Origin of the sequence: Agrobacterium sp. ST15.13.013, from assembly GCF_027956525.1 — a bacterium.
Classification (GTDB): Bacteria; Pseudomonadota; Alphaproteobacteria; order Rhizobiales; family Rhizobiaceae; genus Agrobacterium; species Agrobacterium salinitolerans.
Window position 1 is genome coordinate 1 of sequence record NZ_JAQKGP010000005.1, and the last position, 26,872, is coordinate 26,872.

23 protein-coding genes and 1 pseudogene are annotated in these 26,872 nt (G+C 59.5%); 5 read left to right on the forward strand and 19 right to left on the reverse strand.

Annotation, left to right across the window (positions count from 1 at the left end; translation table 11 throughout):
- Positions 1–271, forward strand: a pseudogene (locus PL597_RS06890) (MFS transporter); the annotation flags it as partial.
- A 99-nt stretch (positions 272–370) separates the two neighbouring features.
- Here the strand turns inward: PL597_RS06890 and PL597_RS06895 are convergent.
- Together PL597_RS06895 and PL597_RS06900 are read right to left on the reverse strand one after the other, a co-directional pair.
- Entirely contained in the window at positions 371–1,459 is a 1,089-nt protein-coding gene (locus PL597_RS06895) for a hypothetical protein (RefSeq protein WP_269824037.1), read from the reverse strand.
- 308 nt (positions 1,460–1,767) lie between these two features.
- Positions 1,768–2,865, reverse strand: a complete 1,098-nt coding sequence (locus PL597_RS06900) for a citrate synthase/methylcitrate synthase (protein WP_269826827.1) — start codon at positions 2,863–2,865, stop codon at positions 1,768–1,770.
- Positions 2,866–2,981: 116 nt separating this feature from the next.
- Here PL597_RS06900 and PL597_RS06905 point away from each other — a divergent pair, with 116 nt between their 5' ends.
- Positions 2,982–4,142 carry a citrate/2-methylcitrate synthase gene (locus PL597_RS06905; protein ID WP_271364824.1) on the forward strand — a complete coding sequence of 387 codons (1,161 nt, stop codon included), beginning with the start codon at positions 2,982–2,984 and terminating at the stop codon, positions 4,140–4,142.
- 221 nt (positions 4,143–4,363) lie between these two features.
- On the opposite strand, the gene PL597_RS06910 is transcribed toward PL597_RS06905, so the two are convergent.
- On the reverse strand, positions 4,364–5,182 hold the full coding sequence (locus PL597_RS06910) for a helix-turn-helix transcriptional regulator (RefSeq protein ID WP_137412101.1): 819 nt from the start codon (positions 5,180–5,182) through the stop codon (positions 4,364–4,366).
- 106 nt (positions 5,183–5,288) lie between these two features.
- Between PL597_RS06910 and PL597_RS06915 the strand changes: the two genes are divergently transcribed.
- The gene (locus PL597_RS06915; protein ID WP_271364825.1) at positions 5,289–6,182 is read left to right on the forward strand and encodes an SDR family oxidoreductase; all 894 of its coding nucleotides are present in this window, start codon (positions 5,289–5,291) and stop codon (positions 6,180–6,182) included.
- 130 nt (positions 6,183–6,312) lie between these two features.
- On the opposite strand, the gene PL597_RS06920 is transcribed toward PL597_RS06915, so the two are convergent.
- Both PL597_RS06920 and ampC read right to left on the reverse strand, forming a co-directional pair.
- Complete coding sequence (locus PL597_RS06920; RefSeq protein WP_271364826.1) at positions 6,313–7,635, reverse strand: solute carrier family 23 protein; 1,323 nt, start codon at positions 7,633–7,635, stop codon at positions 6,313–6,315.
- A 246-nt stretch (positions 7,636–7,881) separates the two neighbouring features.
- Positions 7,882–9,039 (reverse strand): class C beta-lactamase, encoded by a 1,158-nt coding sequence (ampC, locus tag PL597_RS06925; protein WP_271364827.1) that lies wholly within the window; start codon positions 9,037–9,039, stop codon positions 7,882–7,884.
- Between the two features lie 133 nt (positions 9,040–9,172).
- On the opposite strand from ampC, the gene PL597_RS06930 reads away from it, so the two are divergent.
- The gene (locus PL597_RS06930) at positions 9,173–10,051 is read left to right on the forward strand and encodes a LysR substrate-binding domain-containing protein (RefSeq protein WP_271364828.1); all 879 of its coding nucleotides are present in this window, start codon (positions 9,173–9,175) and stop codon (positions 10,049–10,051) included.
- Between the two features lie 9 nt (positions 10,052–10,060).
- Here PL597_RS06930 and chrA read toward each other — a convergent pair whose 3' ends face one another.
- The 6 genes from chrA to PL597_RS06960 form a co-directional block, all read right to left on the reverse strand.
- On the reverse strand, positions 10,061–11,290 hold the full coding sequence (chrA, locus tag PL597_RS06935) for a chromate efflux transporter (RefSeq protein WP_271364829.1): 1,230 nt from the start codon (positions 11,288–11,290) through the stop codon (positions 10,061–10,063).
- A gap of 165 nt (positions 11,291–11,455) precedes the next feature.
- Entirely contained in the window at positions 11,456–11,941 is a 486-nt protein-coding gene (locus PL597_RS06940; protein ID WP_269824044.1) for a hypothetical protein, read from the reverse strand.
- A 130-nt stretch (positions 11,942–12,071) separates the two neighbouring features.
- Complete coding sequence (locus tag PL597_RS06945) at positions 12,072–12,614, reverse strand: hypothetical protein (RefSeq protein WP_142913929.1); 543 nt, start codon at positions 12,612–12,614, stop codon at positions 12,072–12,074.
- Between the two features lie 219 nt (positions 12,615–12,833).
- Positions 12,834–14,702 (reverse strand): tyrosyl-tRNA deacylase, encoded by a 1,869-nt coding sequence (locus tag PL597_RS06950; RefSeq protein WP_271364830.1) that lies wholly within the window; start codon positions 14,700–14,702, stop codon positions 12,834–12,836.
- 51 nt (positions 14,703–14,753) lie between these two features.
- Positions 14,754–15,656, reverse strand: a complete 903-nt coding sequence (locus tag PL597_RS06955; protein ID WP_142913931.1) for a hypothetical protein — start codon at positions 15,654–15,656, stop codon at positions 14,754–14,756.
- A 594-nt stretch (positions 15,657–16,250) separates the two neighbouring features.
- Positions 16,251–16,418, reverse strand: coding sequence for a hypothetical protein (locus PL597_RS06960; RefSeq protein ID WP_271364831.1), 168 nt, complete (start codon positions 16,416–16,418; stop codon positions 16,251–16,253).
- Positions 16,419–16,496: 78 nt separating this feature from the next.
- Here PL597_RS06960 and PL597_RS06965 point away from each other — a divergent pair, with 78 nt between their 5' ends.
- Positions 16,497–17,123, forward strand: a complete 627-nt coding sequence (locus PL597_RS06965) for a hypothetical protein (protein WP_271364832.1) — start codon at positions 16,497–16,499, stop codon at positions 17,121–17,123.
- On the opposite strand, the gene PL597_RS06970 is transcribed toward PL597_RS06965, so the two are convergent.
- The 8 genes from PL597_RS06970 to PL597_RS07005 form a co-directional block, all read right to left on the reverse strand.
- The gene (locus PL597_RS06970; RefSeq protein ID WP_271364833.1) at positions 17,015–17,818 is read right to left on the reverse strand and encodes an aspartate/glutamate racemase family protein; all 804 of its coding nucleotides are present in this window, start codon (positions 17,816–17,818) and stop codon (positions 17,015–17,017) included. The two genes, PL597_RS06965 and PL597_RS06970, sit on opposite strands and share 109 nt — an antisense overlap.
- An 11-nt stretch (positions 17,819–17,829) precedes the next feature.
- Positions 17,830–18,648, reverse strand: coding sequence for an ABC transporter permease (locus PL597_RS06975; protein ID WP_142913935.1), 819 nt, complete (start codon positions 18,646–18,648; stop codon positions 17,830–17,832).
- 4 nt (positions 18,649–18,652) lie between these two features.
- A complete protein-coding gene (locus PL597_RS06980) occupies positions 18,653–19,564 on the reverse strand; it encodes an ABC transporter permease (RefSeq protein WP_077984166.1) in 912 nt (303 codons plus the stop codon).
- A 236-nt stretch (positions 19,565–19,800) separates the two neighbouring features.
- On the reverse strand, positions 19,801–21,090 hold the full coding sequence (locus tag PL597_RS06985) for an ABC transporter substrate-binding protein (RefSeq protein ID WP_080796270.1): 1,290 nt from the start codon (positions 21,088–21,090) through the stop codon (positions 19,801–19,803).
- A 30-nt stretch (positions 21,091–21,120) separates the two neighbouring features.
- A complete protein-coding gene (locus PL597_RS06990) occupies positions 21,121–22,206 on the reverse strand; it encodes an ABC transporter ATP-binding protein (protein WP_271364834.1) in 1,086 nt (361 codons plus the stop codon).
- 182 nt (positions 22,207–22,388) lie between these two features.
- Positions 22,389–23,369, reverse strand: coding sequence for a 3'-5' exonuclease (locus PL597_RS06995; protein WP_271364835.1), 981 nt, complete (start codon positions 23,367–23,369; stop codon positions 22,389–22,391).
- Positions 23,370–23,695: 326 nt separating this feature from the next.
- Positions 23,696–24,589 (reverse strand): transglycosylase SLT domain-containing protein, encoded by an 894-nt coding sequence (locus PL597_RS07000; protein WP_142913938.1) that lies wholly within the window; start codon positions 24,587–24,589, stop codon positions 23,696–23,698.
- A 325-nt stretch (positions 24,590–24,914) separates the two neighbouring features.
- A complete protein-coding gene (locus PL597_RS07005; protein ID WP_271364836.1) occupies positions 24,915–26,699 on the reverse strand; it encodes a methyl-accepting chemotaxis protein in 1,785 nt (594 codons plus the stop codon).
- Positions 26,700–26,872 lie beyond the last annotated feature (173 nt).

Genomic DNA, 26,872 nt, shown 5'->3' on the forward strand with positions numbered 1-26,872 from the left:
CAGCGGCGCCGCATTCGCGCTCGTCGCGCTTTGGGGCCTTGCCTTCGGCATGGCGCCCGTGGTGCTGCCGACCAATCTTTCCCGCGGTGCACCCGATGCTCTGGAGGCAGCAGGCAGCCTGATGGTCGTTTCCTTTCAGGTGGCCATCAGTATCGGTGCGGTCTTCGGCGGCTATATCGTCGATTCCTACGGCGCCACTGCGCCGCTGGCGCTGACCGCAATACTGGCCGCATCCACGGTCGCTCTGGCCTTGTTGCAGCGTCGGGATTGATCCTGTCTGTGACGCCAGATGCCTAAAACGTAAGTCCTGCCCGGAATGTGGTCCGGGCAGGACTTTTTTTAACAGCCGATTTTCTTGCCGTCGCTCTGGTTACTTGCGGTAGGCTAGCCCACCCCAGATGCGGCCTTCGTCTCTGTGGCGACCGCCGTGTACTGCGCCGATATAGGCAGCCGCAGCGGAAACGAGCGCGGAAGCGGCCAGCAGGAATGCTGTCAGAATACCAGCGACGCGTGCTTTTTCTGCGGCATCCGCAGCCTTGGTCTTGGCATCGTCCAATGCCTTCTGCGCCTCAGCCTTCACGGTCTCGAGCTGCTTCTGCGCTTCATCGACCTTCTTCTGCGCTTCCGCCCTGACGGCCTGCACACGTTCAACCGTCTGGTTCACGCGCGTTTGCGCATCGGTCTGGCTGATGCTTGTGCGGGCAGCGACCTGATTGGCGAGCCATGTTTTGTCGGCATCAGATATTTCGCCTGTTGCCATCAGATTGCCGAGAATGCCGCTAATCTGGCGCTGATAGTCACTGGCGCTCTGTTCACCCGTCACAGGGGTGGCGGGCGTATCGGTCCTCAGTAGCGTATCCGTGAAATAGTCGATCGGGTTAGTTCTCAGGCCCTGCGGAAGCATCTGCTCAATGCTGGGTGCTGCAGCCTGACCGGCTCCTTGCGCCAGACCACCGGCCGCACTGCCAGCGCCGGAAATGATGCCGCCCGCCATTTGGCCAGCCCCCTGAACGGCGCCGCCGACTGCGGAACCCGTGGCCTCGACGGCGGTCTGCGCCACGCTGCCAACAGCTTTGGCGCCACCGGACAGTACGCCGAGCGCGAGAAATGCCGAGACGACCGTTCCGAGCCCCCATACGACCAGGCCATTCACACCATCGCGGACCGTCAGTTCGTTCCTGTCGGCAGCGCCGGCAGGCCGACGCATGCGGCCGGCAATATAGCCACCCAGCATGTAGGAGCCGACCATGGAAATGATGACGAAGAGCGCGGTTATGATGAGCCAGACTGTGCTGATGTCGCCGCCATCGTCGGCCGAGATCGAACTCAGGCCTAGGCCGCCCGCAAATGCGGTGAGGACTGCCATGGCGCCCGAAGAGATGACGGCACCGGCGAAGATCGCTGGCCAGTCCACATAGCTGCGGTTTGGATTCGTTTCGATACCCGTTGGATCAACCATCAGCGTAGCCCCAGCAGTGAGAGAATGAACAGGACAACGACGACGAGTCCAACTAGATAGATGATGGAATTCATGCGGTATCTCCTCCGAAAGGACGATCAATCCTCCGCGTAGCGGCGATTTTATGCAGTGAGAAACGTGAGCCGAGTGCTCCTGCACTAAACTCATCGCACCCGAAAAAGTTTCAGGACTTCTCATTGTCTCGGAAGGATTTGAACAAATTCGACCCCGAAACCGCCATGTGAGCACGGGTGAAAGATCAGGGGATGTCCCGCCTTTCGTCACTCAATCTTTGCTGACGAAAGGCCTCACTCGGGCGATGGACCGACATAGCGGGACTGCGGACGAATGAGCCGCCCTGTCCGTTGCTGCTCCAGCACATGCGCCGTCCATCCTGCCATGCGACCTGCGGCAAAGACATTGGTAAAGCTGTCGCGTGGAAAACCCAACGCCTCCAGCACCAGCGCCGTGTAGAACTCTACATTTGTCTGCAATGGCCGAAGCGGCTTCTTTTCCTTGAGGAGCGCGAGCGCCGCCGCCTCCACTTTGCCGGCAAAGGCAATGCGGCTGGATCCATCCTTGAGAGCCGACACCGCGCCTTTCAGCACGTCGGCGCGAGGGTCGCGGACACGATAGATCCGATGGCCAAAGCCCATGAGGCGCTCCCCGCGCGAAAGCGCATCCTCCAGCCATGTTTGAATGTCAGCCTCACTGCCAATCGCATCCAGCATATCAAGCACCGGACCCGGCGCCCCACCATGAAGAGGCCCCTTTAACGCACACAGCGCACCAACCACTGCTGAGAACATTCCGGCGTCTGTCGAAGCAATAATGCGGGCCGTAAAGGTCGAGGCGTTCAGTCCATGATCGGAAACCGTCGTGAGGTAAGTATCGAGTGCGCGCACCTTCTCCGGCGAAGGGTGAAGATCGGAAATCATTCGCAGAAAATCCGCTGAATGGCCGAGCGTGATATCGGGTGCAATCGGCGGAAGCCCTTGCCTGTCGCGGATGATGACCGCGGCAAAGACCGGCGCCGCCGCAACGGCCATGATGTGGTGCGCAGTCGTTTCATCATCAGGCAACGCGGACAGCAAGAAGCGCAGGCCCTCTATGGAAGAAAGATGTGACAGGTCAGGAAGCGGCTGGATCAGCTGGAAAGCCCGCTGCCGGGCAGAACCCAGCTGAGAACGAATGTCCTGCGCCGTCGCAGGCTGGGGGACTTGCTCTGCCCATAGAAGCTCCAGAACCTGTTCAAAAGACCAGCCCGCCAGACTTGAAAGATGGTGCCCGCGAATAATCAGTTCACCAGCCGTCCCGTCCACATGGCTGAGAACGGTTTCGGCTGCGACGACATCATCGAGGCCGATCACCGACCTATTATCACTCAAGGCTGCTATCGCGGACATGTAATTTTCCTCAATCTGAATACGAATGCGCTTGAGGATGCGGCATTGTATATATATGGTCAATATTGATTGATATAATCAATATGAGATATGGAATGCAGCCTTACGACAAGTACATGAGCGCTGACCGCGCGGCTTCCGAGCTCGGCATCAGCCGAGCAACGCTTTATGCCTATGTCAGCCGTGGCTTGATCCAGACGAGCGCAGCCGAAAGTGACCCGCGTCGCAAGCTCTACAGCACCCATGATGTCGAGGCGCTGAAGAAAAGGAAAACCGTTGGGCGACGCCCCGGACAGGTTGCCGCTTCCGCGCTTGACTGGGGGCTGCCGGTTCTCGAATCCTCTATTACGCAGATAACGGAAGGACGCCTGCGCTATCGGGGGCATGATGCGCTTGTGCTTTCACAAACCGCGACCCTGGAGGATGTGGCCTGTCTGCTGTGGGATTGCGGTGAGACTAACCCTTTCGATGACACGAAGGCCGCACCTGCCCCATGGCCACAGCCGATCCTTGATTATGTCAGCACCCTGCCGCTGACGGAGCGGTGTCAAACACTTCTCCCTCTCGTTGAAGCAGGCCGCCTGACGGCGTGGAGGCGCGAAAACAATCGTCTCTGGTCCGGCGCCGCCGTTCTACTTCGAGCTGTCGCCAGCGCCTGCAGCCTCGGCCAGCCGGGCACGCAGCCGGTTCACCTGTTTCTCGCTGACGTATGGAGGACGGATGCGGCAGGCGCTGATCTCATCCGCCGCGCTCTCGTGCTTCAGGCCGATCATGAGTTGAATGCCTCCGCATTCGCTGCGCGCGTTGTCGCCTCCACAGGCGCCTCGCTCGGTGCTTGTCTCAATGCAGGCCTTTCGGCGCTGAGCGGACCCATGCATGGCGGCATGACAAGTCTCGTCGAGCTCCTGTTCGATGAGCTGGAACGGCGTGATGATGTGGAACGGGTGATTGATGAACGGCTTCGACGCGGCGAAGCCATACCGGGCTTTCACCATCCGCTTTACCCGGACGGTGATCCACGGGCAGCGGGCCTCCTGCCCCATCTTCCATCGGATGCGAAGCGAGCTGAGCTTCTGCGAGTGATGAACGACACCACCGGGCAGTTGCCGACCTGCGATGTAGCGCTGGTGAGCCTGCGTCGCAATCTCGGGCTGCCGCGTGGCTCGGCCCTGGCGCTCTTCTCCATCGCACGGACCACCGGCTGGATTGCCCATGCTCTGGAACAGAAGCTGGACGATAAACTCATCCGGCCCCGCGCGCGCTATGTGGGGCAATAGGCATTGTGATTTCACAGCATGGCCGGCATTCACCTCCAGGCCTGAACGTGCAACGACTTTGGCACATGCCGAGCTGCTTGATTTCGATGTGCGGCCAATGCACGGAAATATCGCGCGGTGCTGGCCTGAACCGCTAGACTATGTTGCGGTGGATGCCGAAAACCGAATGGGTGTGAGCGCATTTGAACCGCCCCGATGGCGAATAGAACGGCGAGACGGAATCAATGAGATTTTGCAATGAACGAGCGAAACCGGTCGCTCATTTCCGGGTTGGCAGGATTATAGACCATCATGTTGAGATCCCCGCGCCCCTCCACCGCAAAGCTTGAAAACTCCAATTCAATCGTTCCGAGAACGGGATGGTGAAGGCGCTTGAGCCCTTCATGCATGCTTGTGACCTCGTTGTCGTCCCACATGGCCTTGAATTCGGCGCTGGCGGCCGAGAGCTCATCGACCAGTTGCCGGACGTCGGCGCCAGCGCCAGCGCGCGCGGCGTCCGCCCGGAATGCGCCGACGACATAACGGGCAACATTGCGCCAGTCCTCCTGCGCGGTGCGCACCCGGTCATTTGAGAAGATCAGGCGCAGAATATTGCGGTTCTCCCTCGCCAGTTTGCTGTAATCGGTAAGGATGAGGGCGGCGGCCCGGTTCCACGCCAGAACGTCCCATGTCGCCGTTCTGATGATGGCGGGGCTGAAGGGCATAGCGTCAAGCACACCCTGCAGCCGGGGCGTTATGGTCTCGGGTTGACGGTAACGCGGCTCGGGCGGATGGCCGAAGGCCAGTATATGCAGGTGGTCGCGTTCGGGCTCGGTCAGCATCAATCCCTTGGCGATGCGATCCAGCACATCCGCCGAGGGCGAACCGCCCCGGCCCTGCTCCAGCCAGGTATACCAGGTCGGGCTTATATTAGCGCGCTGAGCGACCTCTTCCCGACGCAGGCCCGGTGTGCGGCGGCGGCCGGTGGCAAAACCGAACGTCGCGGGATCAAGCCGCATACGGCGATCACGCAGGAAGGCACTGAGCGCATTGTCTGTCATCGCATTCCCCGGCACAGCCTGTTGAGAATTATACCATGATAAGGTCACTACTTTAACAGGACAATTCTTCATGAGATCACCTCTCCCGTCAACGCGGGAGATTTTTATGCGTGTTTTTCTGACAGGTGCGACCGGGTTCATCGGCTCGCGGATTCTTCGTGAACTGTTGGCGGACGGCCATGAGGTGGTTGGCCTCACCCGCTCGGAGGCCGGTGCAAGAGCGCTAGAGGCCGCCGGCGCCACCGCACATATTGCAACGCTTGAAGATGCGGCAGGGCTAGCGCAGGGTGCGGAAACTGCCGATGCGGTGATCCACACGGCATTCGATCATGATTTTGCGAATTTCGCCGCCAATTGCGAAAAGGATCGCCGGGTGATCGCTGCGATCGGTACCGTATTGGCTGGCTCCGACCGGCCAATGCTCATCACCTCCGCGGTCGGCATGGGCGATCCCGGCAATGGCGAACCTGCGCGGGAAAATGTGTTCGATACACATCATTTCAACCCGCGCATCGCCTCTGAACTCGCGGGACAGGAGCAATTGCAGGCTGGCGTCAATCTCGGCGTCATCAGACTTCCGCAGGTGCATGACACGGTAAAGCAGGGCCTCATCTCGCCCTATATCGAGATGTCGCGAGACAAAGGCATCGTCACCTATGTCGAGGACGGCGGCAATCGCTGGTCGGCCGGTCATGTCGATGATGTGGCGAAACTCTATGTGATGGCGCTCGCTCGAGGCGAACGCGGTGCTCGATATAATGCCGTGGCGGAAGAAGGCGTTGTGGTTCGCGATGTTGCCGGGATCGTTGCAGAGGGGCTGGGGCTACCGCTGCTATCAATAGGCAAAGAAGAGGCTGCCGGCCATTTCGGCTGGTTTGCCCTGTTTGCCTCCATGGACCTCAGGGCTTCCAGCGCCCTCACACGGGAAAAGCTGGGCTGGGCGCCGAAAGGTCCGGGCCTGCTCGATGATCTCAGAGCCATGGATTATTCGGCGATCTAGGCATTGGCCGACCGGCGCCCACTAAAGTGGACGCCGGCCCCCTTGATAGGGAATGGCGAAGACAGGCAGCATGGCAGCAACGGAAAACCAATGCTGACTTTATGAATGGAAAACGTTCAGGTGACGGACATCATTTGCCCGATTCCGGTCTGCCAAGGCCAAGCAGGTGGTAAAAGGCAATCGCTCCGATTGTCGCCGTGCCGATACCATCCAGCGTGAAGCCGGCGACATTGAGCTTGAAGTTGCCAGCGCCCAGCACCAGAGCGATACCCACGGTAATGAGGTTGCGGGGTTCGGAGAAATCCACCTTGTTTTCCACCCAGATGCGCCCTGCGGTCGCCGCGATCAGACCGAAGACCACGACAGACAGGCCGCCGATGACGGGTCCCGGTATGGTCTGAATGAGCGCACCGAATTTCGGGGAGAAGCCGAGAATGATGGCGACCAGTGCAGCAACGATGAAGACGAGTGTCGAGAAAATGCGGGTTATCGCCATGACGCCCATGTTTTCGGCATAGGTCGTCATGCCGGTGCCGCCGAAAGCGCCTGAAAACATCGTCGCGATGCCGTCACCGATAAAGGCGCGGCCGAGATAACGATCGAGGTTCTGCCCGGTCATCGCGCCTATCGCCTTGATATGCCCAAGATTTTCCGCCACGAGAATGACTACGACCGGCGCGATCAGCGCAATCGCCGATCCTGAAAACACCGGTGCGGTGAATGTCGGCAATCCGAACCACGATGTGGCCGCCACGCCGGAGAAATCGACGGGCTTGCCGAGGCCAAAGCCGTTGGCAAGCACGAGATAGGCGAGATAGGCAATCGCACCGCCGAGAAGAATGGGAAGACGGCGCGCCATGCCGGGCGCATAGACTGCAATCGCACCGACCGATGTGACCGTCAGGATTGCAATCCAGCGCGACAGCTGGTCGCCATCGGGGTTGCCCGGGCCCGAGCCAGAGGCGCTTGCGATCGCAATTGGTGCGAGGACAAGACCGATCGCCGCAACGATCGCGCCCGTCAGCACTGGCGGCATCAGCTTTTCGATCCAGTTATGACCGGCGATCATGACGATGACGCCGATCAACGCATAAAGCACCCCGGCAGCGATGATACCGCCGAGCGCCAGCGCGATATTGGGACTGACTGCCCCGGCGGCTGCCCCCGTTGCCACGAGCACCGGCCCGATGAACGCAAAGGACGAGCCGAGATAGCTTGGCACACGTCCGCCAACGGCGATGAAGAAGATCAGTGTCGAAATGCCTGAAAACAGGATCGAGACGTTCGGATCGAACCCCATGATCAGCGGAGCAAGAACCGTGGAACCGAACATCGCAACGACATGCTGAAGACCAAGCACCGCGGTCTGGCCCGCAGGCAGACGCTCATCGGGCAGGATGCGTCCTTCTGTTTTCAGTCTCCAGCGCGGAAAGTAACCACCGGTATCGCTCATATCGCCCCCTGGCAAACAGCCGGCACGCGCCTCCCGGGGCCTTCCCGTTTCAGTTCGCAACCGCGCAAGAAAATTTGCTTTTTATGATTTGCGCCCACCGTCCGAGATCGAATCGGCAGCTGGCGCATCTTTTTCTCCGTTAACGCGATTGCCTGTCCCTGTCATCGGCTATGGGCTGTTTCCCACTGTTGCTTCCGGCGCGGAAACAATCAGCTCCCGCGCCGGTAAAAGATCGGGTGGACGGCGTTATTGCGCTTTTTCAAGCGCCGTCAGGATTTCATAGGCCGCAGAAACCCGCTCCTCATTGGGGTAGTTTTTATTGGCCAGAATGACGATGCCCAATTTCTGCTTTGGTATGAACGCCACATAAGCGCCAAAACCATTGGTGGAGCCGGTCTTGTTGATGAAGACATCCTGGCGCGGTTTCATAGGCGGCGAGATTTCAGAGACCGGAACAGTCTTGAGCAGGGCGCCGGAATTCAACTCTCGCAATGTCTCCAGCTGCGCGGGATGGGCATATTGTTCCCAGACCATATCCTGCGTCATGGCGCCGACGCCGAAATATCCCGTATGGGTGTTGATGAGCGCCTGCTGGATTTTTCCGTCCAGCTTTTCCAGTCCCATATTCGCATTGACGAAGCGGATCATGTCTGCCGCTGTCGATCTGACGCCGTAGGCCTCCGAGGAGAGGACGGCCGGTGTCATGCGGGCGGGTTCGCCGGTCCGCTTGTAGCCCTGCGCGTAGTCGGCCATCTTTGCCTCGGGCACCACGGTGAAGGTGTTCTTCAGGCCCAGAGCGGGGAAGAGTGTATCTTTCATGGCGTCATCGAAGCTTTGGCCCATGGCCTTTGCCGTGATGTATCCGAGCATTCCGATGCTGGGATTGGCGTAGGTCCTGTGCGTTCCTGGCTTGTATGAGGGTTTCCAGGCCTTGAGATAGGCCAGCAACTGCTGTTCCGTCTTGACGGCATCCGGCACCTGCAACGGAAAGCCGCCGGCGGTGTGGGTGCCGAGTTGCATAAGCGTGACATCGCCGAAGGGCTTGCCCTTCATGGAGGGAAGATAATTTTCCACCTTGCTCGAGAGCGAAAGCTGGCCATTCATTTCGGCATAGGTGCTGAGGGTGACCGTGAAAGTTTTGGAAATGGAGCCGAGTTCGAAAAGCGTCTGCGCCGTCACCGGCTTGCCCGAGCTTTTGGACATGACGCCATAGGTGAAGATGTGGCTTTCACCATCGACACTGATACCAACGGCAAGGCCCGGAATGCCGTTTTTCTCCATGATCGGTTTGATCGCGGCATCCGTTATCGCTTTCAGCTTTGCCTCATCGGCGGCAAAAGCCTGTGTTAACAGGCTCGTCGAGAGCAAGGCCGCCAGTGCGACATGTCTGCTGTTGAGTTTCATCTTTCGCGTTCTCCAAAACCTAGAGTGGATTTTAGGCGTGTTTGCCATCCCCAGCGAAAGACGTTTAACCGGCCTACATTGCACGAACAAATCATGATATCTCGGAGGAGGCACAAGAAAATCTAGGTCTTGAATGGTTCGGCAATTTCTCCCCCTGAACGGCCTACGGGCTTTTGAGGCATCGGCGCGACACCTGAGCTTCACCCGCGCGGCCATCGAATTGTGTGTGACGCAGGCGGCTGTGAGCCAGCAGGTGAAAGGGCTGGAAAAGCGGCTTGGCGTTTCGCTTTTTCAGCGGCTTCCGCGCGGCCTGAAGATTACCGCCGAAGGCGAGGCCCTGCTGCCGACGGTAACCAGCTCCTTCGACCAGATGGCGACGACGCTTGACCGGATCGAGGCCGGGCAGGTGCGCGAATTGCTGTTTCTGGGTGTTGTGGGAACCTTTGCCGTGGGCTGGCTGCTGCCCCGGCTGAAGGCGTTTCAAAAGCAGCATCCCTTCATCGATGTCAGGGTTTCCACCAATAATAACCGGGTTGATATGGCGGCTGAAGGGCTGGATTTTGCCATTCGTTTCGGCCAGGGCTCCTGGCATGGCACGGATGCCTTCCGATTGTTCGAGGCGCCACTTTCACCGCTTTGCACGCCGAAACTGGCGGAGACACTGAAAAAGCCGGCCGATCTGATGGAAGCGACGCTGTTGCGCAGCTACCGAGCAGATGAATGGAGCAACTGGTTTGCGGCGGCCGGCGTCATACCTGCGGCACAGGTGAATGCCGGTATCGTCTTCGACACGTCTCTGGGCATGATGGAGGCCGCGCTTCAGGGGCTGGGCGTGGCGCTGGCGCCGCCATCGATGTTTTCGCGGCATCTGGCCTCCGGCGCGATCATGCAACCCTTCCCCGTCACCATCTCGCTTGGAAGCTATTGGCTGACCCGACTGCAATCGAAACCGCCGACACCGGCCATGCAGGCCTTTACCGACTGGCTGTTCGAGACCATCAGTGCTGCGTGATCGGCCCTATCACATTAAGGCAAGCAGAACGCCGCCTGACGCGCAGAGCAGGACCACGGCCCATGGCGGCGTTTTCCACACCGTCAGCAGGATGAAGCCGGTGAGCGCAAGGGTAAAATCCTTCGGCGTGAAGATCGCGCTTGTCCACACCGGATCGTAAAGTGCCGCACCGAGAATGCCGACGACGGCGGCATTTGCGCCGCGCATGGCGGCCTGCGCCAGAAGGTGTTTGCGGAACCCTTCCCAGAAGGGCAGCGCGCCGACGAGCAGCAACATGCCGGGCAGGAAGATCGCAACAAGGGCGATCGCCGCGCCTGTAACACCGTTGGGCTGCGACCCCACCACCGCACCGAGATAGGCAGCGAAGGTGAAGAGCGGACCGGGCACGGCCTGGGTTGCGCCATAACCGGCGATGAAGGCATTTTCCGTAACCCAGCCCGTGGCGACGACTTCCGATTGCAGCAGCGGCAGCACCACATGGCCGCCGCCGAAAACCAGCGCGCCGGCGCGATAAAAGGCATCGAACAAGGAGAGGCCTTGTGAAGCCGCGACGGCCGCAAAGAGCGGCAGGAGGCCAAGAAGCAGGGCAAAGGTGGCGAGCGCAATGTATCCCGCACTTTTCGGCACCCGGAAGGCGAGATGGGTGGCCTGACGCGCGGCATCGGCACGACAGAAGACAAGCCCGGCGAGCGCGCCGACGGCAAGCGCCAGGATCTGCCCGAAGGCGCCGGCGACAAACACGACGCAGACGATGCCGGCAAGCGCGATGCTGGCCCGCTCACGATCCGGCGCAAGGCTTTTTGCCATGCCCCAGACCGCCTGCGCCACGACGGCAACGGCGACGATTTTCAGCCCATGCAGGAGGCCGGCGCCGACCGGCCCTTCGATGGAGGCGGCGACCATGGCGAAGAAAAACAGAAAAATGGCGGATGGCAGGGTAAAACCCGTCCAGGCCGCCAGCGCACCGAGCGGACCTGCCCGCAGCAGCCCGAGCGCAAACCCCACCTGGCTGGAGGCAGGACCGGGAAGAAACTGGCAGAGCGCCACGAGATCGGCATAACCGGCCTCGTCGATCCATTTGCGCCGCACGACGAGCTCATCGCGAAAGTAACCGAGATGGGCGATGGGGCCGCCGAAGGAGGTAACGCCGAGCTTCAGGAATGCCGCGAAAACCTCGCCGGGCGTGCCGTGTGTCTGGCCGTGCACTTCGGTCTCTATGCTTCGCGTTGACGATTTCACCAAAGAACTCCCTGCGTGCAACGGCTAGTCGTCAACACATATCAGCCTCAAAACGGTTTCGGTATCAGATAACATTATGACAGGCATATGAAGGGACTGACGGCGTTGACGCCGGAACGTTGCGATAACGTTCCGGCGTCGTTTGGCGATTATCCGGCGAAGGGCCTATCGCTCGGTGGGCAACAATGCGGTGAAGTGCGAAATCCAGCCATTTTCATCGGTGCCGCCGGAAAAGCCCGTCGCATCCCAGATGATGTGATGCCGGTTGCTGCCGTTATGAATAGTCACCGCGGCGGCGATGGGGGTCGGGGATCGCCACGAAAAGTTGCGGTTCGCCCCGGGCTCGAGATGGCTGAGGGATTCGAGCTGGACATCGTCGAGAAAAAGCACCGTGCTCATCTGCGTCTCATAGAGATATTCCCATCGCGCCTGCGCCAGCGCATTCGCTGCCGCAACGAGAAGATTGCTCTCGCCGACGGGATCGGCCAGGGCCGCCAGGCGCCATGCGGCGAAGATATTGGCGATATCCCCTGTACCGAGCCCAAGGCTTGAGAAGAATTCGATGGTCTGCGCATTGTTGCTGAAAGTATCATAGCCCGCTTCGCCGAAGGGCCGAATATGCTTGACGACGAAATTGCTGAGAATTGGCATGTGTATCTCCTTTTTGGACATGGGCCACCTGTTCCCGGACGTCGACGTGCAGGAGCGCATGGTGGGATTTTGTGTTATTGGGGCGCCGGATATCTCCGGCAATCGAGGGAAATGCGGTCGGCTTGCCGGCCTAACCGAAGGCGATGGCGACGCGGGCCGGCATTGCCAGAAATTCCTGCAGGCCGATGCGGGTTCTGGCGCCGCCTCGCCCTGCCGGCCATGGATCGAGAATATGAAGTTCGAGATTCTTGCCGTTCACGGTGTAGCCGTAGACGAGGTAATAGTGGTATTCCGTTCCGATCACGAAGACGCGGTTGTTATCGATCTCGTGTCTGACGGTATCGGCTGTCAGGCCATTGACGAAGTGGCCGCCCGTCGTGGTGTGATCGAAGGCGTTCCACTGGCTGGAAACCAGCTTGACGACATTGCTGTTTGCATTGGCACCGCCCTGCTCATCGATGCCGGCGGATTGATCCAGAACCTGCGCCAGCTCCCAGCGCTCCTGAACCTGCGGATCGACGCTCGCAAGCGCCTCGGTGTTGCGCCTTGCAATCTCGTATTGGGTGGCGGCGGGAAGCCCGTAATAGGCCCGCACCATCTGCTCGACGGCGGCAAAGCACCAGGCGGGGGTGTCCTGAGGCACCAAAACGGGAGGGTTATTGACTGTAGGCATGGTCTTCTCCTTTCTGAAAATGACGTGGCATGGAACGCTTCGATGGCGGCCGGATGCCTGTCGTTGATTTGGTGAATGTCGAAGTTTCGGCGGCCGTCCTGCCGGCATCTGCGCCGGCAGGACATTGCCCATGATCCCATGCCCGAGGGGGACGATTCCGGCTGAGATCATGGATGGGTTTCTGCCGAGCCGGAAAAGGAACGGCAGGGTCTCAGGGGATCAGGCGGTCTTGCTCAGATCCTGACGATAGGCTTGCAGCGACGCGATTTTTGCGTCCGCGGCGGCCTCGCGTTCGGCGACGATGGCCGAGAGCTTCTCCGCGACACCCGCCAGATAGGCCGGCAGATCGTCACTTTTGATATATCCGCCCTGCAACTTGTTCAGCTTCGACCATCCTTCGGCAAAGCTGCGGTTGAAGCGGTCGGAGACGATCACCACCGCGTGCCACTGGGCGGTTTGCCTGACGAAGAACTCGTCGACGGAGCGGATGAGCTGCGCGAAGCGGTTCTTTCGCAGCGTCTCCTGCCCGGCGACATTTTCAATGCCGGTGATCTGATGCTGGGCATCATCTGCGACCGCTTGCATGAAATCGGCGAAGCCCTTGAAGAAGAAGGCGATTTCTTCAACGATTTCCTTCATGCGTTTCAGCGCCGAAATGCTGACATTGAGCGATTGCACCGCAAGCTTGATCTTGTCATCCTCTGCCTGCTTTCCCTTCAGGAGGGCGTTGATCCTGATGAGTTCTGCCGCCTGGGTACGGCGCTCCTTCTCATAGGCCTCCGCCTTGTCGATCATCTGCATCTGGATTTCGCGCAGGCTGGCAGCCTGCTGCTGCTGCTCTTCGGAAAGCTTGCCCAGCCCCTTGTCCAAAGCATCGAGCGAGGCCTGCAGACTGGAAACAACCGTTTGCTGAGCGGCGATCTTTTCTTCCTGCGCCTTGAGTTCCGCGGCGCGTGCAGCCAGACGTTTATCGAGTTCGGCAAGCTCGATGGCCTTGCTCGATTTGGGGTCGGCGCTTTCCGCGTCGTCCGCAAGCTTCGCCTTGGCGTCCTCGAGCGACTTGACATCTCCCTTCAGAGCGTCGCGTTTTTCCTCGCTCTTGCGAAGCTCGGCTTTCTTTTCGGAAAGCTCGCTCTGCTTGGCGGCCGCATCGGCCTTGCTTCCGCCGCCTGACGGGGTGCGGGAGCCGCCACCCTGGCCCTGCCCGTCCGCATCCTGTCCGGCCTTGGATTGTCCTGAAAGTGCGCCGCCAACCGACGAGGCCAGCATGGAGGCGGGACCGCCTGCCACCATGGCAATGGCGGGAATTGCGCTTGAAATCATCTGCGCGCCGACCCGGACAATCGACATGACAAAAGCACGCTGCTCGGCCGTATTGGCCCGCTGCTCATATTCCCGGGCCTTCTTTTCGAATGCCGCAACCTGTTCCTTGAGATCGTTGACAAGCGATTCAAGCTGTTCCCGTCGTGCGTCCGCCTCCCGGATTTCCCGTTCCATCACCGCTTTATCGGCGAGGCGTTTGCTCAAGGCCGTTTCGCTCATATCCGTGGTTTGCGCCGTGTCCCTGATGATGGCGTCGTAGGTCGCAGCAAGGGCCAGAAGCTCGTCTCGAACGCTGAGCGCCCTATCCCGGATGCCCGTTGCGAGCTTTATCAGATCGTTGGAGACGAATGCCTTGATTTCGGCCTGATCGTTTTCTTCCCTGACATCGAGCCAGTCCGGGAAAAGATCGGCGATGGACAGGCCGATACGGGTCGCCGCCGCCATCGCGTTCTTCATGACTATTTCGCTTTTCTGCTGCGACGTGATCAGCCTGTTCATGATAGCGCTGATGCGGACGCGAATATCGCCGTTTTCCTGCGGCGTGGTGTTATAGGCGATGTAAAGCAGATCGATCGCATTGTCGGTGTCGCGCTTGGCGCGCTCGACATCATAGGTTCCCTGGATTTTATCGACATAGGACCGGACAAGCGCCGTATCAGACTTGGGAAGGCTGAAATTCGGTTGCGAAACGATCGCATCGACGCCGGCGTCGATTGCGCCGTTGATCTGGGCGGTCCGGCTCTCGAAAGTCACGACATTGTTCATTTTCATGCTCCTGTTGATGGGTGGTTGCGGAGAGTCATTGGGGGTGATCGTTCACGATCCGCATTGTTTCTTCGCGTCGTCAGGCAGCCCGGCCTCGGTGGAGGAAATGAACTGCGGCACGTCTTTGGTCAGGCCGTCGATCTCGGTCGACAGCCGCGTAACCTGACGTATTTTCGCGTCGTCAGGATTGACCTCGCTCGCTTCCTTCAGAGCGCTGGTGAAGTTGGCGACCTGAATGTTGAAGTCCTGAACCTTGACGTTGATGGTGGAGATCGCCGCCTTGAGCCTGGTGATCTGCTCTTCCAGAGTTTTCACCGCTTTCTGGTTTTCCGCGTGGCTCTGCTGTGCCGCCGCAAGCTGGCGGCGATTGTTTTCGAGCTGGTTGCGAACGCCTTCAAGAGCCGCCCGGGCATTGTCCAGACGCGGCCGCGCGGTCCGGTATTCCCTCTCCGCATCATTCATCCAGCCCAGCGCCTTGACCGCCGCGTCGCCGGCCTGGCAAATTCCCGGCAGGAAGAAGAGGACGCCGCTGCATATTTTTACTCGCTTGGCCTGCTCGTCCATTTCCTTCCGGGCTTTTTCGAAGGTGGCCTGACGCGCCCTGACGTTCTCGCTCTCGGACTGGACCAGCTCCTCGTAGCCCTTCACGCTGGTTTCGGACTGCACCACCTGCCGCTCCAGTTCGATCTGCAGGTACATGGCCTGCCCCAGCGCCTTCTCGCGGTCAGCGCTGAGCTGCTGTTGCGCCGTCAGATGTTCCATCAGGCACGCGGATCGACGGCCGAGCAGCTCGCGGCTCGCTTCCGCCTGTTCCAGTTTCGACTGGAAAGCCGCCGTCTGCTCGGCGGTGAGGGTGGCCGCGTTCGCAAGGGTCGGCTGGCCCATGGACGGGATATCGAAATTCATTGCGAAGGCCGCAAGGCCTGCAAAAACAACATGCTTAAGTTGAATCATTTCAACCTCCTCTGAAGAATCGGGGATGAATAAAGGGCATGAAGGGCTCTACGCGCCGCCAGGCATCGCTGCCGAACGCGCCAGAGACCTGGCAGTAACATTCGGGTGTCATGTGGTTTCGGATGCATCTTTTACGATGTCGTCAATGCCTAAAAAACAACCATCAAAGATTGTATTCATGGCAAATAGACAAAAGATTTCGCATCCACGACTTCACTAATTTATGCAATAAAAACAGTCGATAACTTCATTTTCAGCGTCACTCTCGCAAACCGTCTCAAAAGGGAACACATTTTAACGCGCTCCTTAACATTCAATTTATGAGAGTATTTCTTAATACCCCGCAACAGAGCCTCGGGGGAGTGCAACAAAATGCACGCATCTTCCGGAGCGGAACCTTTCGGCTGTCACCCCTGCCCCAAGCGGCCGTTGTCAGCGAACAGAACTCACGCTTTCGAATTCGCCATAAAGTAGCGAATAACAAAAAACCACGGGAGAAAGGTATCCGGAAAAGCAGGCGCCCCAACTTCAAAGACGCACCCGAAAAGGGACTTCGCCCGACCTCGGCCGGACATGCTTCGAGAGAGGCTGGGCTTACTTGCGAACCGAATCCTGAACGACGATGCCTTCGGTGATGCCGTCGCCCATCTTTGCAGCCACATATCGACCGCCTTCAAAAAGGAGCAGCGCCTCGTCCGCGCGCTTGGAGATTTCGGCGCATTCGCCACTGTCATGTGCGCGGTGGGCATCGCATCGGTCCATGGCGGGCAATTTACGCTGGCGGCGGTGCAGGCAGTCGTCGTTCCGCGCGGCTGGGCTTCCAGCCGCAGGACACGGGCGTTGATCGACTGGCTGGAGCTGGAAAATACCGCGCAGCGTCACCCGCCCGGCGACGATAACCGCGAGCGGCCATGGTCGCTAAACGGCTGGATTATTTCGGCCATCGAGACGCTTGCAAGCACCTATCGCGTCGCGGCCTCGCCGTGGCAAACCCTCCCGGCAACGGAAACGCCTGCGGAGGAAGCCATCGGAACCGGCGTGCTTGTCGACGGTGTGAGCTGGCTTGTGCGGCACGCGCAGGATTTGCCTTTTCTCTCAGAGGAAGTACGGATGTTTCTTGGGCATGCGCCGGGTTTCCTGATCTTGCTGGACCTGCTGTCCGCCGCGAAAGCGGACGCGTGCGATGCAACAGGTTGCGTGTTCTCCCGCAAGGCGACGGCGCGCGCCTATGGGGTCAGCCGCGCTCATGTCACGGCCATACTCGCCAGGGCCGAACGGTTGAAAATCTTGAAAAGAAACGGACCCAGAATAGTTCTGAGCGACCTGGCATTGCAGAACGTCCAGCGCGATCTGGCCTATCAGCTCGCCTTCGTCGTTTTATGGACGGAGGCAGTGAGAACGTCTCCACTGTCCGCGGATGCCCCCGAAAGCCTGTCCGGCTGGAATGCCTCCAGCAAGCCGCGATAGGGCTTGGCGAGCGGCGTGGCATAAGCGCCGCGCTTGGCGGTGGACAACCCCATGGACACCAGCGATTCCGCCTGCTTGACGGCCGCCGCAACGCCATCGACAACCGGCACGCCGAACTCATCGCGGAGTTCGGCGGCAAGATCCGCCATGCCGGCGCAGCCGAGCACGATCGCCTCCGCCCTGTCCTCTTTCAGGGCCAGCGCGATTTCCGCGCGCAGCCTTTCACGGGCGTTCGAGGCGGGATCTTCCAGCGACAGGACAGGAATATCGGCGGCGCGCACATTGCAGCGGGCGGACATGCCATAACGATGGACGAGATGTTCCAGCGGCAGCCGCGAGCGCTCCATCGTCGTAACGATGGTGAATTTCTGCGCGATGAAGGCGGTAGCGGAGACCGCCGCCTCGCAGATGCCGATAACCGGAATATCGGCGAGCGCGCGGGCCGCATCGAGCCCGGTATCGTCGAAACAGGCGATGATCGCGGCGTCGGCTCCAAGCGTCGGCGCCTTTGCCAGCTCCAGCAAAAGGCCGGGCACGGCGAAAACCTCGTCGTAATAACCTTCGATGGAGACAGGCCCCATGGAGGAGGTGACGGCCAATATGTCCGTATCGCGGCCGGCTATACGCATCGCGGCGTCGGCAATGGTCGCGGTCATGGATTGCGTGGTGTTGGGATTGATGACGAGAATGCGCATTTGACGTTACTTTATCCGCGTGAACGGCGGCGATTGAGCGTGACGATCAGGCCGAGCGTGGCCGCGATCACCAGGAAAGAAAACAGGGTTGTGACAGCACCGAGCGCGTAAAGCACCGGCGTTGTGACATTGGTGGTCATGCCGTAGATTTCCAGCGGCAGCGTGTTGTAAGTGCCTGACGTCATCAATGTGCGGGCGAACTCGTCATAAGAAAGCGTGAAGCCGAAAAGGCCGACGCCGATCAGGCTCGGCGCGATCATCGGCAGCACCACATGGGCGAAGGTCTGCCAGGAGGAAGCGCCGAGATCCCGGGCCGCTTCCTCATAGGACGGCGAAAACCGGTTGAAGACGGCGAGCATGATGAGAACGCCGAAGGGCAGCGTCCAGGTGAGATGCGCGCCGAAAGCTGATGTATACCATGAAGGTTCCAGCCCAAGCTGCTGGAATAGAACACCGATGCCGAGCGATATGATGATCGACGGCACCACGAGGCTTGCGACCGACAGATAAAATAGCGGCGTCGCGCCGATGAATTTGCGCCGGAAGGCAAGGCCCGCCAGCAGCGAGACCAGCACGGTAACGGCCATGACCATCAGGCCAAGTGCGAATGAGCGCCGGAAGGAGCCGCCGAAATCTCCGACAGCCTGCTGTTCGAAGAGATTGCCGAACCAGTGCAGCGAAACGCCGTTCAGCGGGAAAGTCAGGCCGCCATTCGGCCCCTGAAAGGCGAGGATGAGGATGGCCGACAGCGGGCCGTAGAGAAACAGCACGAAGAGGACGAAAAAGAAGGCGAGGATGTAGAATTCGCGGCCGCGTTTTTCCTGATGCATGGGATCAAAGCTCCTTGCGGATATCTACGATGCGCAGAATGCCCGCGACCATCAGAAGAACGAGGATGAGCAGGATGACGGCGTTCGCCGCAGCAGCCGGATATTGCAGCAGCGACATCTGGTTCTTCATCATCAGCGCCACCGAGGCGCTCTGGCCGCCGGACATGACTTGAACCGTCGAGAAATCCGCCATGACCAGGGTGACGACGAAGATGCTGCCGATGGCCATACCGGGCTTGGCAAGAGGAATGATGACGTTGGTGAGCGTCTGCCATCCCGTGGCGCCCGCATCACGCGCCGCCTCGATCAGCGATTTATCGATACGCATCAGCGTGTTGAAAATCGGCGTGACCATGAACAGCGTATAAAGATGCACCATGGCCAGCACCACGGCGAAATCCGAATAAAGCAGCCATTCGATCGGCTCGGGAATGATGCCGGAACCCACCAATGCGCTGTTAACAAGACCGTTTCGCCCGAGAACGGGAATCCATGAAATCATGCGGATGATGTTCGAAGTCAGGAACGGCACGGTGCAGACAAGGAACAACACCATCTGCATGGTGGTGGTGCGAATGTGGAACGCAAGGAAGTACGCCACCCAGAAACCGCAGAAAAGCGTGATCGCCCAGACCATGGCGGCATATTTCAGGGTATTGAGATAGGTCTGCCAGGTGACCCAGGACCCTAACGTTTCGCTATAATTGAAGGTGACGAAATCGGGATACATCTGGGCGAAGTCGTAGTCCCAGAAGCTGACGATGGCGATCATCAGGATCGGCAGAGCCAGGAAAAAGCCGAGGATCAGCAAAAGTGGCAGGGACTGAATATAGGACACAAGCTTCTGCGGCAGGGCAAAGCTGCGGGGCGGCTTGTCCTTTTTTTCACTGACGCCAATGAGTCTGACCGTCACCATTGTGAAGCCTTTCGCTGTATTTGCAGAAGTACCGGCGGCTTTCGCACCGGGTAGTGTGTCAGGCAAAGTTCTCTTCAAACGCGACGTCATCCTCGGGCTTGTCCCGAGGATCCAACCACGTTTGATGTGGTGGGTCGTTAGATCCTCGGGTCAAGCCCGAGGATGACGTCGCGTTTAGAGGCTCTGTTGCTGTCAAGACCGGCGGCCAACGCCACCGATCTTGTCTGTTTCGGGTACTAGGCAGCGATAAACTCGTTCCAGCGGCGGACCATGTAGCGGTCTTCATCCATGACGGAGTTCCAGCACGCCACCTTGCCCATGCGCTCCTCGAAAGAGCCGCCGTCGCGAACGGCACCGGCCTTTTCCATGACCTTGCCGTCGGGCGCGATGATGTCGCCCTCAGCCGGCTTGCCTTCGACCCAGTAACCCCACTCGTCGGCGGTCATGTGCTCCTTGGCCGTTTCCATGGCGGCGGAGTAATAACCCTGGCGGTTGAGATAAGCGCCGACCCAGCCGGAGGTGTACCAGTTGATATATTCATAGGCTGCGTCGAGCTTCGCGCCGGACAGGTGCTTGGCGAGACCCAGACCTCCGCCCCAGGAACGATAGCCCTCCTTCAGCGGCTGGTATTTGCAGGCGATACCCTTGGAGCGGACGGCGGCAACGGCCGGCGACCACATGGACTGGATGATGACTTCGCCCGAGGCCATGAGGTTGACGCTTTCATCGAAGCTCTTCCAGAAGGCGCGGAACTGGCCGTCCTTCTTGGCCTTGATGAGGAAATCGATGGTCTTGTCGATCTCTTCCTTGGTCATGTTGCCCTTGTCGGCATATTTGATGTTGCCCATGGCTTCCATAATCATCGCCGCATCCATGATGCCGATGGAGGGGATGTTGAGAATGGAGGTCTTGCCCTTGAACTTCGGGTCCATGATATCGGCCCAGCTGGTGATATCGCGACCGACAAGATCGGGACGGATGCCGAGCGTATCGGCATTGTAGATGGTGGGAACCATGGTGAAATAATCGGTCTCGCCCTTCGCGAATGTCTTGTCGCCGGGCTTTTCAACGAAACCGACCGTGTGCGGCGCGGTACCCTGCGCGACCACGCTGTCCGGCTTCAGCTTGCCGTTTTTGAACAGCGGCACGATCTTGTCGTAATATTTCAGCTTCTTGATTTCCATCGGCTGAATGACGCCGGCCGGATAGACCTTCTTGAGGATCCAGTATTCGATATCGGCGATATCGTAGGAGTTCGGCTGGGTGACGGCGCGCTGGGCGGCGGCGTCGGAATCCGTCGCCGTCATTTCGAGCGTGATGCCGAGGTCTGCCTTGCACTTCTCGGCAATGGCATTGAGGTTGGAGACGCCGGTGCCGAACTGGCGGATAGTAATCGGGTTCTGTGCCCAGATGGTCGGAAAGCCGGTGATGAGGCCGGAGCCGATCGCCGCACCCGTGGCGGCCGCGCCCGCCTTCAGGAGGCCGCGGCGGGACAGGCCCTTCTTGCTGTTGGTGGTATCGGTCATTTCAAAGTTCTCCTCTGGTTATTTTTGGGGTCACTTCTCTACCCGGCCGAGCACGATGGCATCGGCCGCATTCCATGAAAGCGGTATGGCGTCGCCGGTCCTGACCGGATTTTCGAAGAAGGCGGCATCGCTAAGGATGACGTTGAAATCCTCGATGCCTGCGCCGGTCACGGCGATCTTCACGCTTGCGCCGCGATATTCGACGTTCGAGACGATGCCGGTGAAACCGAGGCCCGGCTGTTGCGCCTCACCCACGCGCACGCGGTCGGTGCGCACGGCGATATCGACCGCGCCCTCATCCGGGGCGACGCCGCCTGCCGTGAAAGTACCGCCGCCCGCCACTTCGAGCGTGACGAGGTCTCCCGATTTTTCCCGGTAGCGCCCGGAAATGACGTTGTGGTCGCCCATGAAGCGGGCGACGAAGGCGGTGGCCGGACGCTCGAACACCTCGCGCGGCGTGGCCGCCTGTTCGATGCGGCCGTCATTCATGACGACGACGATATCGGCAAGCGCCATGGCCTCTTCCTGGCTGTGGGTGACATGCACGAAGGTGATGCCGAGCGAGGTCTGCAGTTTCTTCAGCTCGGCGCGCATACGGATCTTGAGGAACGGGTCCAGCGCCGAAAGCGGCTCGTCCAGAAGCAGCGCCTCGGGATCGGTAATCAACGCACGCGCCAGCGCCACCCGCTGCTGCTGCCCGCCGGAAAGCTGGGCCGGACGGCGGCTGGCATAGGGTTCGAGCTGCATCAGCCGCAGCATATCGAGCGCCTTGGCCCGTCGGGTTTCCTTGTCCACACCCTTCATCTTGAGGCTGAAAGCGACATTGTCGACGAGATCGAGATGCGGAAACAGCGCGTAGGACTGGAACATCATGGCCGTACCGCGCCGGGCGGGCGGCAGATCGGTGACGACCGCATTGCCGAGCCTGATGTCACCGCTGGAGATGCTTTCGTGGCCGGCGATCATTCTGAGCGTCGAGGTCTTGCCGCAGCCCGACGGCCCAAGCAGGCAGCAATAGCTCCCGGCCGGTATTTTGAGGCTTATCGCATGCACGGCGGTGGTGTTGCCGTAAATCTTGGATACGGACGCGATGTCGATTGCTGCGGCTTTGCTCATAAACACTCTCCTGCGACGTCTTTGTCATGCAGGAGGCGTGCCAATCGGCTTAGCCATTGATGTAAAATGATATTCTTCTGCGGTCCGGAAAGCTTTGCCCGGACTTGCCCAATTTTACGTCGATTGTTTTCGATTCATTGCAGAAATTGTATGCAATCCAAAAATCCGAAACGCCCCGCGCTTCACCCGGCCTTGAACCGGTCGAAAGCGGTGAGATATTTGACCGTGGGATCGGCATCCCAGCGGTAAATTTCGGTCCGCAGGAAATGCAGTTCCTCTTCGAGCTTTTCCTCCGGCAGTTCGACCCACCAGGATTTCGGCCGTCCATCGGAACCGTCGGACCAGCGATAGCCCCGTTTTTTCAGATGATCCTTCATGTCGAACGGGCTGTTTTCCGCGTAGAGGCGCACCCTTGAGCGCAGGCTCGCCTCATGGAGTTCTGCAAACGGCGTTCTACTCTGGCCAGGGCGCGTCTGCTCCAGCACTTCCAGCAGGGCGAAACAATCGTCCACCGCACGATGGCCGTCGTGGAAATAGCCGGATTGCCCGATCAGATAACCGAGTTTGTTGCCTTCGAAACCACGCGCGCGCCAGTCAATTTCCGAAACGGAGCAGGCCCATGCCTTGTCGCGGAAGATCGGCGAGAAGGCCTCGCAAAAGGGGCGGTCGAAACCGGCATTGTGGGCGATGATCAGATCGGCATGGGCAATGAGGGAGGTCAGCCGGCCCATGTCTATCGACTGCCCCGCCACCATCTCGTCGGTGATCCCGGTCAGGCGGGTGATTTCTTCGGGAATGGCGATACCAGGCTGCCGCAACCCGCCATAGATGCCGGTGACATCGCCGATTGTGCCGTTATCGTCGAATGTGAAGGTGATGACGCCGATTTCGATGATCTCGTCGGTCCGATGGTCGAGGCCTGTCGTTTCCGTATCGAGGATCACGCCCTGACGGGCGAATTCCGGCCTTGGCCGATCGATGACCGCGCGCGGCTGCAACCGGCGCAGGACACGATAATTGCCGGTGGATTCAAGATAAGCGGCAAGGGCCTCATCGTCCGTAGCGGTCTTTTGGGTCGTTTCGCGACCACCCGCTTTTCGCCCTCTTTCAGCCTGCGGAAGCCGCGCTGCCGCGGGAGAGAAAAAATCCAACTGGGAGGTCATAGTGCGCCTGTCCGCCTTGCCCGGAAACCAAGATTGAGTATTCCAACATATGCGCACGGGCTCACAGTAACAACCGCACTGAGCCTCATCCACAGAAACGGGATAGGCAGACAGTCGCGATTTCGCTTTGAGATATCTGGCGACCGGGACGGCTATAACGGCCCGCCTCACGACGCCGGACGATTGAGACTATCCGCGCAATTGCCGCAATTGCCGATGATCTCGGTCGTCCTGGTGCTGAAGCCGGCATAGGTCTGAAGCCGATCAACTTGTTATGATCAGCCCCTTCGCGGGAAGCCGATTTACCGGTCCGGCGCGCGCAGTTTTTACCTGTTGCGGAACACGGTGCAGGGAACGCCCGCGCGCCGGATATCGCCACAAAGCGCGTTGGCTTCAGCTCTGGTTTCCCGGCCGATGCGGGCGGCATAACGCGGCCGCGAACCGAAATTGCCGCCCCGCTGCCGCACGATCAAAGCCCGCTCGGCATTCAGCGGCTCCGAAAGCTGCAGGATCGCCCGGGTGAAAAGCCGGTTCGCCACGGCCGGATTATAATGCGCCGCAAGCTGCACGCCCCAGGGCGCCCAGTCGGCCGATGCAATGAGAACGGGATCTTTCATGGTGCGGGTGTCGGCGAGACGCACGCAGGCATCGAGAAAGGAACGGTTGTCATCCAGCGCCGGCGCAGCCTTTTCCGGCGGATTGTCCTTCCATGTCTCCACAGGATAACCGGTGATCGCGAACACATAATCGCGGGTTTCGGTGGGCAGGCGGCCGTTGGCGATGAAGTTCCGCAAGCCCGCCTCCCCCGCATTGTAAGCTGCGGCGGCAAGGCCGAAATTGCCGAACTGCACGTTCAATTCGGAGAGATATCGGGAAGATGCCTCAAGCGCGGCGATGATGTTGAAACTGTCTTCGAGACCGCGCAACCGCGCCGTTCCCGGCATGAACTGGGCAATGCCCTCCGCCCCCTTCGGGCTGACCGCACTCGCCCGGAACAGGCTTTCTCGCCAGATCAGCCGGGCGAAATAATCCGGCGGAACGGCATGGCGGACGGCGAGAACCTCAATGGCATGGCAAAGATCGTTATTGTAACTGTCGGCATTGATGCACAAATCCGGCGCGACATCATGGGTATAAGCGCAGGCGGTTTTTTCCCTGGCGGGCTCTTCGGCTTGCGCCGCCCCAAAGGCTGCGGTCAGCAGACACAGGGCAAGAGCCATGCGGCTTGTCGATATCCCTGCCAAGCGAAAGTCCCCGAAAACTCCAGACACGATGTGCCGATTATCGGCCAATCCGGAAGATATGCCCAGCTTTCCGGCTTGTCATCACGTATCGAACATCCAATGGACTGGCGTGATCGGATGGGGCGAGGACGGCGGGCAACCCCTTTTAAGTCAATAATGGAGGGTCAACTTTCTCTCGACGTCATCCTCGGCCCTGTGCCGAGGATCTAATCACGTCGAATAAAATCGATACGTTGCAGATCCTCGGGACAAGCCCGAGGATGACGTGGGCGTGATTGGCTCGGCTTGCCGAGGCCTCACTCTAAAAGTCCTGCCACTCCTCATGCTTGACGGCAACCGCGGCGGAACCGCGCGCTGCAAGCGGGCGGGATGCGCTGCGATGCGAGCTCGCCGGCGCAGATTGCTGCTCGAAGCCGCTGCGCGCAGAGGCGGAGGAGCGCGGAGTGTCATCGAACCGGAATTGCCCGAGAAGTTCGAACAGGGCCGCCGCTTCCCGCGCAAGGCTGTGGCTTGCGGCTGTCTGCTCCTCGACCATGGCGGCGTTCTGCTGGGTGCCCTGATCCACAGTGTTGACAGCCTGATTGATTTCCGCAAGCGCCGTGGACTGTTCGCGCGCGGCATCGACAATCGCGACGACATTGGTGTTGATGTCACGCACCTGCTCGGCGATCTCCTGCAGGGCCGAGCCGGCCCTGGTGACAAGGCCGACACCGTTCTCCACCTGCGCCCCGGAGGCATTGATCAGGCTCTTGATTTCCTTGGCAGCCGTTGCCGAACGCTGCGCGAGTTCGCGAACCTCCTGCGCAACCACGGCAAAACCCTTGCCCGCCTCACCGGCACGGGCGGCTTCAACGCCTGCATTCAATGCCAGAAGATTGGTCTGGAAGGCGATTTCGTCGATCACGCCGATAATATTGGAGATTTCACGCGATGATTTTTCGATCTGGTCCATGGCGCCGATCGCATCGCGCACCACCTGGCCCGAATGTTCCGCGTGGTCACGGGCGCGGGCAACGATCTTGCCAGCCTCTTCGGCGCGGCGGCTGGAATCGTTGACGGCGGTGGTGATTTCCTCCAGTGCAGCTGCCGTTTCTTCGATGGAGGCGGCCTGCTGCTCCGTGCGTCTGGCGAGATCGTCGGCAGCGGACCTGATCTCGTTGGAACCGGAAGAAATGGCGCCTGCATTTTCAGACACCAGCGTCATGGCCCTTTTCAGCTTTTCCGAAGCCGCGTTGAAATCCGTGCGCAATCTATCAAGCGAGGGGATGAAGGGCTTGTCGATGTTCTGGGCAAGATCGCCCTCGGCCAGATCGGTGAGGCACTGCGCCAGCTTTTCGACATTCTCGACGCGGCCGGTCACGTCAGTCGCGAATTTGACGACCTTGAACACCTTGCCGTTGAGATCGAAGATCGGGTTATAGGACGCCTGAATGAAGACCTTGCGGCCGCCCTTGCCAAGCCGCATGAACTCGTCCGCCACGAGATCGCCGCCGGCCAGCCTTTCCCAGAACTGCTTATATTGCGGCGACTGCGTATAGGCCGGTTCGCAGAACATGGAATGGTGCCTGCCCTGCACCTCCGCCAGCGAATAACCGAGCGCGGCCAGAAAATTCTCGTTTGCGGTCAAAACCTCGCCGTTCGGGGAGAATTCAATGATGGCTTGCGCCCGAGACAGGGCGTCGATCTTGCCCGCGTCTTCCGCCGCCTTCAGTTTGCGGTCGGTAATATCGGTGGCGATCTTGACCACTTTCACCGGCTTGCCGCGACGAAACACCGGATTGTAGGACGCCTCGATCCAGACTTCCCGGCCGCCCTTGCCGATGCGCTTATATTGCCGCTGATCGAACTGACCGGCCGAAAGCTTGGACCAGAAGGCCCTGTAGTCCTCAGAAGACACGACCGCAGGTTCCACGAACATGCTGTGGTGCCTGCCGAGGATTTCCGAAAGCTCGTAACCGAGCGCCCGACAGAAATTCTCGTTGGCGTTGAGGATTTTTCCCGAAAGGTCGAATTCAATGATGGCCTGGGATTTGGAAAGCGCGGCAAGAACCGCAAAAGCATTGGCACCACGATCAAGAATACTCACGCGCAGTCCTCCATTAGAAAGGGATGATTTCTATTCAAAATCATTCGTGAATATTATTATTATATTCTTAAATAATATTTAAGGATAAAGTTGATGTTCGTCATCTACGGTTGCGGAAACCGTGGCAGAGTGGTGTCTGTCGATGTTCCCTTGCCGCCGTTCTTTTTTGGAAC

What these genes read in the sequence shown, in the direction of transcription:
- PL597_RS06995 (WP_271364835.1), bottom strand. Translation starts at nt 23,369, where the DNA reads ATGACCTCCCAGTTGGATTTTTTCTCTCCCGCGGCAGCGCGGCTTCCG.
- PL597_RS06945 (WP_142913929.1), bottom strand. Translation starts at nt 12,614, where the DNA reads ATGCCTACAGTCAATAACCCTCCCGTTTTGGTGCCTCAGGACACCCCC.
- PL597_RS06930 (WP_271364828.1), top strand. Translation starts at nt 9,173, where the DNA reads ATGGTTCGGCAATTTCTCCCCCTGAACGGCCTACGGGCTTTTGAGGCA.
- PL597_RS06895 (WP_269824037.1), bottom strand. Translation starts at nt 1,459, where the DNA reads ATGGTTGATCCAACGGGTATCGAAACGAATCCAAACCGCAGCTATGTG.
- PL597_RS06975 (WP_142913935.1), bottom strand. Translation starts at nt 18,648, where the DNA reads ATGCATCAGGAAAAACGCGGCCGCGAATTCTACATCCTCGCCTTCTTT.
- PL597_RS06960 (WP_271364831.1), bottom strand. Translation starts at nt 16,418, where the DNA reads ATGGACCGATGCGATGCCCACCGCGCACATGACAGTGGCGAATGCGCC.
- PL597_RS06915 (WP_271364825.1), top strand. Translation starts at nt 5,289, where the DNA reads ATGCGTGTTTTTCTGACAGGTGCGACCGGGTTCATCGGCTCGCGGATT.
- PL597_RS07000 (WP_142913938.1), bottom strand. Translation starts at nt 24,589, where the DNA reads ATGGCTCTTGCCCTGTGTCTGCTGACCGCAGCCTTTGGGGCGGCGCAA.
- PL597_RS06955 (WP_142913931.1), bottom strand. Translation starts at nt 15,656, where the DNA reads ATGATTCAACTTAAGCATGTTGTTTTTGCAGGCCTTGCGGCCTTCGCA.
- PL597_RS06905 (WP_271364824.1), top strand. Translation starts at nt 2,982, where the DNA reads ATGAGCGCTGACCGCGCGGCTTCCGAGCTCGGCATCAGCCGAGCAACG.
- PL597_RS06910 (WP_137412101.1), bottom strand. Translation starts at nt 5,182, where the DNA reads ATGACAGACAATGCGCTCAGTGCCTTCCTGCGTGATCGCCGTATGCGG.
- PL597_RS06985 (WP_080796270.1), bottom strand. Translation starts at nt 21,090, where the DNA reads ATGACCGATACCACCAACAGCAAGAAGGGCCTGTCCCGCCGCGGCCTC.
- PL597_RS06990 (WP_271364834.1), bottom strand. Translation starts at nt 22,206, where the DNA reads ATGAGCAAAGCCGCAGCAATCGACATCGCGTCCGTATCCAAGATTTAC.
- PL597_RS06920 (WP_271364826.1), bottom strand. Translation starts at nt 7,635, where the DNA reads ATGAGCGATACCGGTGGTTACTTTCCGCGCTGGAGACTGAAAACAGAA.
- PL597_RS06980 (WP_077984166.1), bottom strand. Translation starts at nt 19,564, where the DNA reads ATGGTGACGGTCAGACTCATTGGCGTCAGTGAAAAAAAGGACAAGCCG.
- PL597_RS06900 (WP_269826827.1), bottom strand. Translation starts at nt 2,865, where the DNA reads ATGTCCGCGATAGCAGCCTTGAGTGATAATAGGTCGGTGATCGGCCTC.
- PL597_RS06950 (WP_271364830.1), bottom strand. Translation starts at nt 14,702, where the DNA reads ATGAACAATGTCGTGACTTTCGAGAGCCGGACCGCCCAGATCAACGGC.
- ampC (WP_271364827.1), bottom strand. Translation starts at nt 9,039, where the DNA reads ATGAAACTCAACAGCAGACATGTCGCACTGGCGGCCTTGCTCTCGACG.
- PL597_RS06940 (WP_269824044.1), bottom strand. Translation starts at nt 11,941, where the DNA reads ATGCCAATTCTCAGCAATTTCGTCGTCAAGCATATTCGGCCCTTCGGC.
- PL597_RS06970 (WP_271364833.1), bottom strand. Translation starts at nt 17,818, where the DNA reads ATGCGCATTCTCGTCATCAATCCCAACACCACGCAATCCATGACCGCG.